The organism is Paenibacillus motobuensis (genome assembly GCF_039521865.1).
GTDB classification, from domain to species: Bacteria; Bacillota; Bacilli; order Paenibacillales; family Paenibacillaceae; genus Fontibacillus; species Fontibacillus motobuensis.
This window is the reverse complement of record NZ_BAAACX010000009.1, coordinates 250,069-263,843: the sequence shown is the minus strand read 5'-3', so window position 1 is coordinate 263,843 and position 13,775 is coordinate 250,069. Positions and strand designations below refer to the sequence as shown.

The following is a 13,775-nucleotide window of genomic DNA, read 5'->3' as shown; positions in this document are numbered from 1 at the left end:
GAAAAGGTCGAGTTAAGAGGCATATTAGCCTAACTCGACCTTTCTTATGTCATCATGTAAGAGCTGTATTGCTTGGAGACCTTTTATCCTTTAATAGCACCTTCGGTCAGACCTTTTTGAATATATTTGGAGATGAAGAGATAGACGATGAGAACTGGAATAACCGTTAGCGTCACCGCTGTAGCCATTAAGCCGAAGTCCGTGCCGTATTGTGAGCTAATTTCACTCAACAGGGCCACAATCGGACGGACATTCTCTTTACTCACGAAGATTAATGCCGAGAACAGATCGTTATAGGACCACAGGAATACGAAAATGCTTGCCGAAGCAAAGACAGGTTGGGAGATCGGTACAAACACTTTGTAGAACATTTGCCAGCGGTTCGATCCATCAATAAAAGCTGCTTCCTCTAATTCCTTAGGGATCGTAGACATATAGCCAGCCATAACTAGAATGGCAAAGGTCAGGTTACCTGCGGTATGGGGGAGAATCAGCCCCCAGTACGTATTGACGATTCCGGTTTTAATCAGCAGTTCGTACACCGGAACGACGGTTGCAAATGCCGGAATTAAGAGTGTTGCATAGAGAAGGGAGTAGATCGCTCTTTTGCCGGCAAAATTAAATCTGGACAGCACATAAGCGGCTAGCCCGCCAAAGATCAGCACCAGGAGTACCGTCGAACCGGACATGACAAGACTGTTGATATAGCTCTTGCCGATACTAATCCGATCGAGTGCCGTAGTATAATTCACGAAAGTAGGCTGCCAGGCCAAGCTGAACGAGTTGTTCATGACATCTCTGGACACTTTGAAGGAATTGTTCACGATCCAGAATAACGGGTAAATCGTAGTCATCGCCCATGCAGTCAGGACGACATATATCAAGACGGTACTCAGCTTGAACCGCCTGAATTCTCCACGCTGGACATTAGGTTTTACTGAAATTGTTGGTTCCATAACTGTACACCCCTATATGGCTTAGTATGTAATCTCGTCTCTTTTTAACAAACGATTGGCTAATAAGGCCAGCAATACACCGAAAATCACCATATAAATCGCTACGGCTGAACCATAGCCGAAGTTCTGGTCGACCATAGCCTTCTTGTACATATATGTCCCCAGCACTTCAGAACCGTTCTGCCCGCTCGTAATTACCCATACAAATTCGAACACCTTAAGCGTCCCTGTAATGGCCAAAGTAATAACAACTTTAATGTCGCTCATAATTAACGGGATCGTCAGCTTGGTCGTGCGTTTGAAGGCTCCGATGCCCTCTAGACGGGCAGCTTCATAATAATCCGATGGAATCTTCGACATCGCTGTTAGGAACAGAATGAAATAGAAGCCTACATAATGCCATACGGTAGGAATTGCTACTGCTCTAAGCGCATTTCCTTCATCCAGCCAGAGAATCTTCTCGATTCCGAAATTCGCCAGCAAGTTGTTAAGCAGGCCAAAATTGTAATTGTAAAAAAGTACGAACAACAGCGAGATCGCTGTACCGGAAATAACGACCGGGAAGAAGAAAACCGTGCGATAAAAAGTTTTCAATCTGCTAATCGCTTCAACAAGAACAGCCAGTACAAGTGCAATTCCGACCTGGAACAGAAGCACATACAGCATCAGTTCCAGCGTATGCAGGGTAGCTGCACCAAGCAACTTATCCGTGAATAACCGCTCAAAGTTGTCCCAGCCGACAAATTTCTTGTCGAAGAAGCCCTTAGTGCGATAAAAGCTAAGATAGAAGCTCTTAAAGAACGGATAATACAGAAATAGCCCCATAAGCACTGCTGACGGAAGGAGAAACATGAAGATATATTTACGATCGCCCTTCATAATCATCACCTTTATTGTTGTGTATTTTGATCAATCTACTTACTTAAACGGCTGCGCCGCCCGGGGATAAAGCGATTGGGCGGCGCACATCCGTTTATTTAGTTGGGTGGAGGGGAGGTAAAGTTTACTTTTTATTTGCATCTTCCACTTTCTTAGCACTTTCGATCGCTTGAGCAGGGGTCTTCTTACCGGTTACAACCTGCTGCACGCTAGCACGAAGGTCTGAGAAAGTTTCAGGAGCAACCTTACTGTCTACCGGCGAGTTGATGGAATCCGCTTTGGCAGCCATCGCGAATCCGTCGAGGGCTACTTGAGCCAAGCCAGTAACCTCTACATCAGCAGCCGGTGTTCCTCCGTTAGCACTGGCAATCTTCTGAATGCTAGCCGGAGATGTCAGATGTTTCATCAAAGCAATTGCTGTGTCTTTCTTAGCAGCATCATCATACGTTGCCTTGGAGAGATAGAAGCCGGAACCAAATCCGCCGACAATATTGTTACCGCTACCTGCACCGCCCGGAACTTGAGGGAACGGAAGAACAGTCGCGTTATTTCTAGTCTCCTCACTCCAGCCGCCAACTGCCCATGATCCTTCGATCGTCATTGCAGCAAGTCCTTCACTGAAGTAGTTACCGGACATGCTCAGATCAATTGTCGCAGCATCTTTAGGGAATGCTCCGAGATCATACAGCTCTTTCATTGCGGCATATGCCTTTTCCCAGTTCGGATCGACGTCGTCCTTCAAGCCCTTATTCTGACTATCAGGGCCGGCAGCCGAGAGAATCATATGTTCAACCAGATAGTGAGATTGGTCAAATGGTACGGACAGCGGGATGATGCCCTTAGCGGAAAGCGCTTTTGTAGCGGCAGTAAGCTTATCCCAATCCGTTGGCAGATCCAGACCATTATCAGCAAAGATCTTCTTATTCACGAAGAGACCTTCGTAGTAACCGGTAAGTGGTGCAGCGTAAATATTACCATCTGGCTGCTTGGCCAGTTCAAGTGCGCTTGGAATGAATCCGTTCTTCCAATTCGCATCAGCATCGAGGATTTCATTCAATGGAACTACCTTGCCTGCATTCACAAAACCTTCTGCATCCGCTCCAATGAAATAGAAGAGGAGGTCTGGCTCGTTACCGCTCGTCATATCTGTATTTACCTTCGTACGGAAGCCGTCGTCATTGGCCGACATGGTGTCATTTTCAACAGTTACGTTAGGGTTGGCGGCAGTAAATTCGTCAATCGCCTGTTGGAAAGCTTCGCGAGCAGCGTCTGTACCGCCAAATGTTGAGAACACACGCAACTTAACAGGATCAGCTTCTTTCTTCGTGTCCTCCTGCTGAGTATTCGTCGTATTGTTCTTGCTTGCATTTCCATCCGAAGATGTGTTGCCTCCGTTTCCGTTCTTGCCACTTCCGCATGCTGCCAAGAACATAGAGAGGAGCAAGAGCATGCTTAGAAGCATAATTGAGTACTTTTTCAACACAATTCCCCCTAAATAATATAATGTATGCGGTTTCTTCGGGTGCTTAGGAAAATCTTAACTTAAGTTCCATATTCAATACAGGGGGAGATTTCTATAAAATAGGGGTAATATTTTCTAAATTAAAATAAATGATGCAGGATAATACTTTAGGTTCGTTAATTTGGCTGCGTTTAGTGAAATTTACCCTTACATTTCGAGGACCAGGAAGGACTGCGAATGGTACTGCAGAATAACAACGGCAAGAAGGTTCCTGATACATGGCAAGCATGGACGGGCTCTGATGTTGACCCACGGCATCTTTCTGGGAATGGGTACGATTGAGATCACTGTGCGTCATTTGAATCGGCTAGCCAACACTTTAACAGGACTGTTCGGTTACGTCGAAGCTTATCATTCTGACAACGAAGCGATCTACCAATCCGTGGCTGGGCAGTCCTTCGGGGAAATTCTTATTAAACAGGATCTCGGACCAAGAGAGAAACCGGGAAAAGGAAGCATTCATCATTTAGCGATACGGGCTAAGAATGATGAGGAGCTACGATATTGGGAAGCAGCGGTAAAAGAACGCGGATTTTATACTTCGAGAATCGTAGATCGGTTTTATTTGAAATAGCTACGGATGGACCTGGGTTCACTGCCGACTCAAACATTGAAGAGCTGGGTAAAGATTTAAGCTTGCCGCCATTCTTAGAAGGACGACGCGCTGAGATAGAGAAGAACCTACTACCCATCGATTAAAGAGGGTAGCTAACGTAGGAATATATCGCATTAATCCCAAATGCAAGTACAATTCTAAGAAAATAAAAAAGTGACTTCGTTCAAACCGTTGTGTTAACAACGTTGAGCGAAGTCACTTTATTTAGGCAAGATTTTGCTATTGACGATGCTGATTGGAGAATCCCATTGAATTGATCGGATTATATTGTTGCTCTGTATTGCTCGTTGAATAAGACATCGTGTTGTTCATTTGCTGGGCCAAGTTAGAGATTTGTTGCAATTGGTGAATTGCCGTTTGATGACCTTGAAGCGCGGTTTGAATAACCTGAGCAGCGTGGCGCTCACGCTGAGCCAATTGCTCGAGCTGCATCGCATTGCTTTCTTCTTGCTTAAGTAATTGCTGATAAGCCATACTTGCCTGATTAGTCTGCTGAGTCAATTGGTGAATAAGCTGCGAGATTTGTTGTGTCTGATAATTATTCATTTCATAACCTCCAAGGCTGTATTTAGATTCTGAGATATTATGGCAGGATTCAAAGTTGTTTATACAGAAAGCAAGTTTGTAAAATAAATGTATGTCATTAATGTTTCATTACATGAAATATTGAGAGTAGGTATGAGAACACGAAGTTATCCGCTGATGTTATAATAGTCTATACAATAAAGTTAAAAGGAGCGCTTGGCATTGAACGTTCATATGGACCCATCTACAGAAAAGAAGCTAAATGAACATATGGGAGCACGTCCCGGTTACTTCAAACTGTTCTATGACACGGAAGACTGCGGCTGCAATGGCGTCTTAACCCTTCAGATTATTGATCAACCGCTTGATACGGATATTAAAGTAGAAGCTGATGCGTGCGAACTGTTTGTTGACCGTCAGCAACAGAGCTTGTTCGATCATACGATGAAGATTATTGCAGACCCTAACTATCCTTCGTTCACTGTTCGCAGTGATTCTTCATTGTTCAGCAGCAACGTTAGAATAAGGGACCTGCGCCAAAATTGATGAAATATAAATAAGACCACCGGGAGGTGGTCTTGTATTATCCCTATAAGTTTACATAACTATCATTACGTCAACTATTCAATTATTAAAGCTACCCATACGACCAACACATACAATAATGACATGGATGAAATGACACATAGGGGGATGATCTAAATCACGAGTTCGTCCTTTAATGAAGCTATATATGGAGTTATTTGGTGGATACCAGGTCTTGCCGCGTTTTTCGTGACTTGGAGAAGCTCCCGCCAGGCTTAGTGAGACTGACGCCTACTACTCCGATCAAGACCATGACAGCTCCGATGATATGGTAGTATGCGAGCTGCTCTTTAAGAAAGATGGCCCCTCCGATAATCGTAAATATTGTCCCCACATTGCTGAATATACTCATTTTAGATGCTTCCATATACTTTAGAGCGTAGTTGGCCAGCAGTGAGGTTATGAGCGATGATAATACACCTAGGTAGAGAATCGACATTACAAATGTCGGTGCTGTAAAAGCGTCAAAATAATGGTTCATGCTTCCCTGAAGACCATGGCGAATCACGGAGATCCCATTAAAGGATAATGCTCCGATCAAGGACATGACGAAAGTAATATCTAGCAGATGAATCTTCTGCGTAATTTTGCGAGCGAGCACGCTGTATGACGAGAAGGACAGCGCGGATAACAAAATGAGTACAATGCCTAAGCTACTGGATAAATTCAACTGTACACCTTTCATGACGAAAATAAACACAACTCCGGCAACAGTTAACACAGTGAATAGCTTCTGCAGTAGACTGGAACGCTCCTTGAGAAATACCGTTGCAAGCAGCATCGTGAAAATGGGGACAAGCGCATTCACGATCCCCGCCTCGGAGGACGTCGTATATACCAACCCGAAGGTCTGCAATACAAAGAAGAGAAACGGATAGAACAGGGCTAGCGGAATTAAGGTAAGCAGGCTTCTGAAGTCTAGTTGAATGCTACGTCGCTTGATAACCATTAGAATAGCAGTAGCTATGAACGCAATCGTAAACCGATGGGCAAGCGTATCCAAGGGCTGAGAAACCTGGAGAGCTAATTTAACAAAAAGAAATGAAAAACCAATAATTAAAGCATTGAATATAGCCGCTGTATAAGCGAGCTTCGTTTGCCGACTTTGCACGGATACTCCTCCTCAAAAAAGTTGCTTCAAATAGATGTATGGATCATCAAACGCTCACCCTTATAGTAAGGGCGGAATGATTGTGCTACAATAGCCAAAAAGTTTATCTGTACCGGTACAGATGGCAAGAAGGGGTTGATTCGATTGCTAAAATATATATATCTGTCCGAAGAACTCGAAAGCGGCATTCGAAATGGAACGTTCCAGCAAGGTAGCAGACTGCCTTCAATCCAGACTTTGGCCAAGCAGTACGGTTATAGCAAAAGCACGGTACTGGCTGCTCTCAATGAGCTGATCCGGCGCCATATGATCTATTCAGTATCCCGAAGTGGTTATTATGTCGTACAGAAGAACAGCAGGGGCGAAGGGAAGGAGCAAGTCATGATCGACTTCGCCACTTCCGCGCCGGACCCAGAACTATTCCCTTATCTCGATTTCCAGCATTGTATTAACAAAGCAATCGATATGTACAAGAATGACTTATTCTTATATGGAACGCCGCAAGGATTGCCTTCATTAATCAAGGTGATGCACCAGCAGCTAGCTGATTCACAAGTATTCGCACAGGAGCGCAACATCGTCATCACTTCTGGCGTACAGCTCGCTCTAGCCGTACTGACATTGCTTCCTTTTCCCAATGGGAAGAAGACTATTCTGATCGAACAGCCAGGCTATCATCTATTCATCGATCATCTCCTGACGCACGGACTGCCGGTACAAGGGATCTATCGCACAGCCGAAGGGATAGATATGAATCGGTTGGAAGAGCTGTTCAAGACTGGGGATATTAAATTTTTCTATACAATACCTCGCATGCATTCTCCTCTAGGACTGTCCTACACCCCTCAGCAGAAAAAAGAGATCGTCGCATTGGCCCGTAAGTATGACGTCTATGTCGTAGAAGATGATTATATGGCTGATCTGGAGCAAGACAGCAAATCAGATCCGTTATTCGCATATGATATGGATTCGCGGGTGATTTATTTAAAGAGCTTCTCCAAGATTATTTTTCCGGGACTACGTATCGGCATTGTGGTTCTGCCCGATCTCCTGAACGAACTGTTCATCCGGTATAAGCGCTCCATCGATATTGACAGCTCCATGCTCTCCCAGGGCGCACTCGAAATATATATTCAGAGCGGGATGTTCGTCCGCCATAAAGAGCAGCTGCGTAATCTGTATTTCTCACGTGCGAAGCGACTTGATGCTGCGCTGAGGCGTGAGAGTGAACGTAGCGAAGGGATGTTCAATTACTATCCATCGAAATATCCAGGGATCCATACCCATCTGGTGCTGGAGGAACATCTATCTGTGCCGGAGATTATGAAGCAATCGAAGAAAAGTGGCATTATTCTCGAACCGATGGATAAGCATTATTTGCCCGGTTATTTGCAGAGAAATCTCATCAAGCTGAACGCAAGTCACGTATCCGAAGAACGAATTGATACTGGAATTACACAGTTGGCTGAAATACTCCGCAAGCTGAAAGCTTGAATATCAGGGCAAGATTCTGTTACGATCAGATCGATTGGATATTACGCTTCAGCCCCCATATTACATTCAGGTAGGAGAGTAGAGAGATATGGCAACGAATAAAGAGAAAATGCTGGCGGGAAAGCTCTACATGGCAGGTACAGGAGAATTGGCCCAGGATAGCAAGAAGTCCCGGATGCTTACGCGCTTGTTCAATAACACAACAGAGGAACAGAAGGATTATAGAGGGAAGCTTCTGAGAGATTTATTCGAATCGGTCGGAGAGTCGGTATACATCGAGCCTCCTTTCCGTTGTGATTATGGCTGCAATATTTCGGTTGGTGACAATTTCTATGCTAATTTTGACTGCATTATTCTGGATGTAGCCAAGGTTAAGATCGGCAGCAATGTTCTCTTCGGACCTAGAGTTAGCGTATTTACGGCCGGACATCCAGTTGACGCAGATGTGCGAAATACACTGCTGGAGTTCGGAACACCGATTACGATCGGCGACAATGTATGGATTGGAGGAAATACCGTCATTAATCCTGGGGTAACGATAGGTAGCAACGTCATTATCGGCTCCGGTTCCGTCGTAACCAAGGATATCCCGGATGGCGTCATTGCTGTAGGTAACCCTTGCCGAGTGCTAAGACCTATAACCGAAGAAGACAAGAAGCATTGGGAAAAGATGAAAGAAGAATACTACGCGGATATAGAAGACTAAGCTCACTCCGCTTAATCCCCCTCCTTAGGCAATGATTAGGAGGGGGATTTTTTCACTATACTGTTCGAGAACTAATATTAAAAGTTTTAATAGGTCTTAAGAACTGGTATTTTTAGACCGATAACATAGATAAGACATATTCACTAGACTTAAGGAGTAGGTTCGTCTTATTCCAGAACTACTACATAGATTCATTAGATTTATAACATGTTAATTGATCTAAGTTTTGATAGCCATGGGAGGTATAGACTTTGACGATTATTGGAATTGACTTGGGGACAACGAACAGCGTTGTCGCCGCTTTTACGCCTGAAGGACCGAAGATTATTCCTAATTCGCTCGGTCAGCATTTAACGCCTTCTATTATCAGTGTGGAAGAGGACGGGGAAGTGATCGTCGGGGAGGTCGCTAGACAACGACTAATTACACACCCGCATTTGACGGCTTCCGTGTTCAAAAGATATATGGGTACGAACAAAATCTATCAGCTTGGAGACTATCAATTCACCCCTGAGGATCTATCCTCATTTGTGCTGCGTTCTCTGAAGGAGGATGCGGAGGCCTATCTAGGTACGACGGTAACCGAGGCAGTAATCAGCGTTCCCGCCTATTTCAATGATGCCCAGCGGCAAGCGACGAGAAGGGCGGGACTGCTCGCGGGGTTGAAGGTAGAACGTCTCATTAACGAGCCTACGGCCGCGGCAGTCGCTTATGGATTGCATTTAGAGGATCCGAACACTCGCTTTCTCGTATTTGATCTGGGCGGGGGCACCTTTGACGTATCAATCCTCGAACGGTTCGAGGATTTGATGGAGGTTCAGGCTGTCGCTGGTGACAACTATCTGGGTGGCGAAGACTTCACGGAACTGCTGTTCCAGGAATTCATCTCGCGCCAGGAGATCGGGAGTATTGATCTCGAGGATTACAAGCTGACCGGAGCGATTCGCAAACAAGCCGAAGCAGCTAAAGTTGCCTTGTCCCAAGGCAAAGCAGCAGTGATGGAGCTCAGCCATCCGGAGACACTGAAGTCATGCAAGATTAGTGGAGAGTACTTCGACAATCTGGCCAAGCCACTCTTGATGCGGCTCAGACAACCCATTGAACGGGCAGTCCGAGATGCGGCGGTCCGTCCGTCCGACCTCGATGCGATTATTCTCGTCGGCGGGGCTACTAGAATGCCAATCATCTCCTCCTTTGTCGCCAAAATGTTCAATAGATTAGCCTCCGCGCATATCGATCCGGATGAGACGGTAGCGGTCGGAGCTGCTATTCAAGCGGGAATGAAGGCCCGAGATCAAGCGGTGAATGATATCGTGCTTACCGATGTCTGTCCGTATACTTTAGGCGTGGGTATGGCTGTGGAAATTTCTGCGGGACAATACGAATCCGGCCATTTCAGTCCGATCATTGAGCGTAACTCGGTCGTTCCCGTTAGTAAAATTGGGCGCTACTATACGATCAATGACGGGCAGACCTCCATGCGAATTGACGTCTATCAGGGAGAGAGTAGACTGACACAGAACAATATTGCACTTGGCGAATTTCTGGTTGATCTCCCATCAGGCAAGAAGGGAGATCAAGCCGTTGATATTCGCTTCACCTATGATATTAATGGCATTCTTGAGGTGGAGACTACCGTTGTCAGCACAGGTGAGAAGAAGCAGGTGATCTTCGAAGAGCATCCTGGACAATTCTCCAAAGAGCAGATCGAACAGAGGTTTAAGGAACTCTCTAAGATCAAGATTCATCCTCGTGATCGCATGGAGATTAAGCTGCTCCTGGCCCGCGGAGAGAGGCTGTATGAAGAATCATTGGGTAGGACACGTGACCAAGTGGCGATGCTGCTTCGCCAGTTCGAGGATATTCTGAATCGTCAGGATGACCGGGAAATAAGACAGGCCGTTGTGGATTACAAAGCTTACCTGGATACGATCGAGAGGGGGATAGAATTCTAATGACAGAATTCTGGAGCCTCTTAGGCATCGAGCCGACGGACGATCTTGTAGCGATCAAGCGGGCTTATGTAACCAAACTTAAAGTGACGCATCCGGAGGATGATCCGGAAGGCTTCCAACGCCTGCGTACAGCCTATGAAGCGGTGGTAGAAGAAGTCAAATATAATCAGCTCCGTCAGCGTGAGGATGAAGCAAGGGACATTGAACAAGACGGCTATGTCGTCACTCATGAAGAGTTTCTTGCCGATGCTCATACTGAAATACCTACGACTTCTTCCGCAGAGAGTAACGAACCGGAACCGATTCAGGAGTTAGATATCCCTACAGCCTTGGCCATAGAGTTCCTTCATGAAGCTGCTGCGCTCTACGATAACATTCACTCCCGGGTGGATGTAAGTCGTTGGAGTTCGCTGCTCGATGATGATCGGTTTATCGGGATCGAGACGCGTCAAATTCTAGAATATGAGTTGCTTAGGATGTTCACAGAGAGATCCTGGGCTCCCGGCGCCGTGTGGAGACTACTCGATGAATCTTTTCAGTGGTCCAGTATGACAACCTGGCTGGAGAAGCATTTCCCGGAAGCCTATCTCCATCATTTCTATCGACAGCTGAAAGCTTATTGGGATTTGAACTATGACTTTATTCCCCAATGCGAACTAGACGATGAGGCCGTAGAGAACTTCCTATCACTAAGAGGAAGAGCACAAATCACCTTAATTCATAGTGATTATGAGCGGTCTGAGCATTATTTGCTTGAAGCTGCTAAGCTTATCCCGAATGAGCCTGATCTATGCCGATTGTTGGGACAATACTGGATGCAGCAGGGACAGTGGGATGAGGCACTTCGGATCTTGAGGGGGATGGATGCTTCTGCCGAGGATACCGATTATTATAATGAACTGGCATACACGCTCTATAAGACGGGCAACTATGAAGAAGCCTGCCATGCATATGAGCTAATTCTAAATCATGAACCGGATCATCCTCAGGCGCTTACAGGATTGGCTCAATGTTTTACCGAGCTAAAGCAAGATATTGAAGCGATAAATACATATCTTCGCATCATGAAGCATTGTCCATGGGATATGCATACACTACATGAATTGGTTGTGTTGAGCAGTCGGCTGGAGTCTATTTTAACGCAGTTAGAACCGAGTTCCGAACTCTTCGAACTACTGTCGGGAATCGTTGAAGCTTATCAAGGGATGGCCCCGTTCCAGGAAGCCGCAATTGAAATATTAAGTTATCTAGAGAAGCAGGGGACACTGAATGTAAGGCAATACTATCTGTACGGCCAAATTCTTCATCAAGCTGAGCGCTATGATGAGGCAGCTCATTATTATAAGGCAGCCGTTCAGGAACAAGTATTGGATCATGGCTTCAGGCTTGAGCTACTGTTCGCGACTGCGCGTAACGCATATTTTCTAGGTGATTATGAGTTAAGTCTGATCTTATTCGAACAAGTGCTGGAGTTGAATCCTATTCATGACGAGGCATTATATTACAAAGCAGAGGCACTCAGAAAGTCAGAAAGATATGAAGAAGCGATAGATATCTACAAGAATGCCCTGGAGCAGCAGGATCACTGTCTATATCATGCCGGGATCGCCGACTGTTATTATAATCTTAGACGATATACCGAGAGTTCTTTCCATTTTAACAGCGCTGGATTGGATGATACGAGTGATCCGGTATATTTCCTTGAATATGGTGAAGTGTTGCTGAACACTGGCAAGCACCGCGAATGTATAGATATGCTTGATATCGCGTTGGAGAAGAGAAATTTCTACTACGCTTATTATTTTAAAGGCATAGCCCACTATCGCCTGGAGGAATATGAGTTATGCCGGGCGAATATGCGTGAGTTCCTGAGTTATGAATCGGAAGACTTGCAACTCTATGCGAATCTGTTCATAGGCAATAGCAGTATGTATCTTAGAGAGTGGGAGACAGCAGTAATTGCATATAGAGAGCTTCTAAAGCATCTTGAAGGCATAGAGGATCCAAGTGTTTTTGTGAAGTTCTATGCGGCTTCTCTATTAGCATCTCGCCGATTTAACGAGGCGATTGATCCGCTTGAGAACGTGCTTAAGTTAGAAGAAAACAATGAATGGGCTTTGTTACAGCTCGTAAGAGTATTCGTGGAATTACAGAATTGGAACAATATTGATGCCTCTCTACTAAGGATGATTGATACCTCAGTAGAGAAGTATCTCAATCATATCTCTGAGAATAACCGAAATCCATATATCTGGTTCTATTGCGGTATTCTCATGTATTACACCAATATGTATGAAAAAGCAAAAATTTACTTTCAGGCCGCCTACAACTCGGGGCTGCGTAGAGATACGAGCAGTTATTATAGTCTTGTTCTCTATGGGCTTGGCGATCATGAGACTGGATTGGAAGTAGCGCGAGGCGCTGTAGAGGCACATCCCAACCATCCGGATTATGTAAGAAGGCTTAAGTATATGGAGGAGCATTATAGCAAACGAGGCAAACTCTTAAATAGACTGGGCATGAATCCTTATAGTTATTTAAAAGAGTCGACTATGCAATTTGATTTTCCTGATGTTCTTGATGATGAAGCACTACGTATTGAATTTCCGGGGGAAGTGATCGTAAATGAATAACTTGCTTAGCCCGAGTCAACTCTGGGCGCTGGCTGCAGGCGATATATTGCTGCATGCGAACGGTTTTACGTATGCCAATGAATACGCTCCTGATGAAGGAAGCTGCAGTATCGACGATCTTAAGGATGTGATCTTACGTGAATGGTGGAGTATCGTAGATGAAGAGAGTGCTTATCGTATCCTGAATTGGCTAACTGAAGAAGGACACCGTATAGATTTTAACCAACTCCGGGGAATTCTTCGTGTCATGACCACGAAGCAGCAGGACCTGTACATCTCATCATTGGAGGATGAATATAAGGCGATAAATGCCCGGATCGTGCAAAGATATGACAAGCTGCTCCCTGAATCCGGTATCCTCGCCTGGGATCTGGGGCGAGCTGCCACAATATGTTACTTTTGTGCAGAAGTCGGATATATACCTCGAGAATACGCCTGGTCCTATCTATTGAACAACGCGAATCAGATCCAGCAGTCTTATAGAAGTTGGACAGAATATGGACTCGCTTATATCATCGGCCGACAATTTTGGCAGAAAGAACTGGATGATTCCAGCACTTCAATACATCTTGAATTGATTCAAAGACAGTTGACCGATACGAATTGTCCATGGAGCTTCTTGCCTTGGAATACGAAACTGAAAAATTGAAGCATGTACAGCCACTTTCCTACGGGAGGGTGGCTTTTCTAAATTCAAGGCATTAGACAATTTTATCCCTATGAACTATATATTTTCCCCTTATACCTTGAAAGCCCCTTCATATTTATGAATGGGTGAGGTTTCGGTTTCCTG

At 45.1% G+C, this 13,775-nt stretch carries 11 protein-coding genes and 1 pseudogene; 7 read left to right on the top strand and 5 right to left on the bottom strand.

All coding sequences use genetic code 11. The features are described from left to right. Positions 1-83: 83 nt before the first annotated feature. The 3 genes from ABD014_RS11890 to ABD014_RS11880 form a co-directional block, all read right to left on the bottom strand. On the bottom strand, positions 84-956 hold the full coding sequence (locus ABD014_RS11890; RefSeq protein WP_343861225.1) for a carbohydrate ABC transporter permease: 873 nt from the start codon (positions 954-956) through the stop codon (positions 84-86). Positions 957-977: 21 nt separating this feature from the next. Beyond that, positions 978-1,835, bottom strand: a complete 858-nt coding sequence (locus ABD014_RS11885) for a carbohydrate ABC transporter permease (RefSeq protein WP_343861223.1) — start codon at positions 1,833-1,835, stop codon at positions 978-980. A 124-nt stretch (positions 1,836-1,959) separates the two neighbouring features. Then, positions 1,960-3,315, bottom strand: a complete 1,356-nt coding sequence (locus tag ABD014_RS11880; protein WP_379340407.1) for an ABC transporter substrate-binding protein — start codon at positions 3,313-3,315, stop codon at positions 1,960-1,962. A gap of 189 nt (positions 3,316-3,504) precedes the next feature. Between ABD014_RS11880 and ABD014_RS11875 the strand changes: the two are divergent. Next, positions 3,505-4,056 (top strand): annotated as a pseudogene (locus ABD014_RS11875) (VOC family protein); the annotation flags it as partial. A gap of 136 nt (positions 4,057-4,192) precedes the next feature. On the opposite strand, the gene ABD014_RS11870 reads toward ABD014_RS11875, so the two are convergent. Next, positions 4,193-4,519, bottom strand: coding sequence for an AMP-dependent synthetase and ligase (locus ABD014_RS11870; protein ID WP_343861217.1), 327 nt, complete (start codon positions 4,517-4,519; stop codon positions 4,193-4,195). A 201-nt stretch (positions 4,520-4,720) separates the two neighbouring features. Between ABD014_RS11870 and ABD014_RS11865 the strand changes: the two genes are divergently transcribed. Further along, positions 4,721-5,044, top strand: coding sequence for an iron-sulfur cluster biosynthesis family protein (locus tag ABD014_RS11865; RefSeq protein WP_343861215.1), 324 nt, complete (start codon positions 4,721-4,723; stop codon positions 5,042-5,044). A gap of 193 nt (positions 5,045-5,237) precedes the next feature. Here the strand turns inward: ABD014_RS11865 and ABD014_RS11860 are convergent, their stop codons facing one another. Next, positions 5,238-6,194 carry a DMT family transporter gene (locus ABD014_RS11860; RefSeq protein WP_343861213.1) on the bottom strand — a complete coding sequence of 319 codons (957 nt, stop codon included), beginning with the start codon at positions 6,192-6,194 and terminating at the stop codon, positions 5,238-5,240. Positions 6,195-6,338: 144 nt separating this feature from the next. On the opposite strand from ABD014_RS11860, the gene ABD014_RS11855 reads away from it, so the two are divergent. The 5 genes from ABD014_RS11855 to ABD014_RS11835 all read left to right on the top strand — a co-directional run bounded on the left by ABD014_RS11855 (position 6,339) and on the right by ABD014_RS11835 (position 13,631). Beyond that, positions 6,339-7,688 carry an aminotransferase-like domain-containing protein gene (locus ABD014_RS11855; RefSeq protein ID WP_343861211.1) on the top strand — a complete coding sequence of 450 codons (1,350 nt, stop codon included), beginning with the start codon at positions 6,339-6,341 and terminating at the stop codon, positions 7,686-7,688. Between the two features lie 88 nt (positions 7,689-7,776). Further along, positions 7,777-8,394, top strand: a complete 618-nt coding sequence (locus ABD014_RS11850; RefSeq protein WP_343861208.1) for a sugar O-acetyltransferase — start codon at positions 7,777-7,779, stop codon at positions 8,392-8,394. Between the two features lie 251 nt (positions 8,395-8,645). Continuing rightward, entirely contained in the window at positions 8,646-10,349 is a 1,704-nt protein-coding gene (locus ABD014_RS11845) for a molecular chaperone HscC (RefSeq protein WP_343861206.1), read from the top strand. Continuing rightward, complete coding sequence (locus ABD014_RS11840) at positions 10,349-12,982, top strand: tetratricopeptide repeat protein (RefSeq protein WP_343861204.1); 2,634 nt, start codon at positions 10,349-10,351, stop codon at positions 12,980-12,982. Before ABD014_RS11845 ends, ABD014_RS11840 begins: the two co-directional genes overlap by 1 nt. Further along, the gene (locus tag ABD014_RS11835) at positions 12,975-13,631 is read left to right on the top strand and encodes a DUF1266 domain-containing protein (protein WP_343861202.1); all 657 of its coding nucleotides are present in this window, start codon (positions 12,975-12,977) and stop codon (positions 13,629-13,631) included. The genes ABD014_RS11840 and ABD014_RS11835 overlap by 8 nt, the downstream gene beginning before the upstream one ends. Positions 13,632-13,775 lie beyond the last annotated feature (144 nt).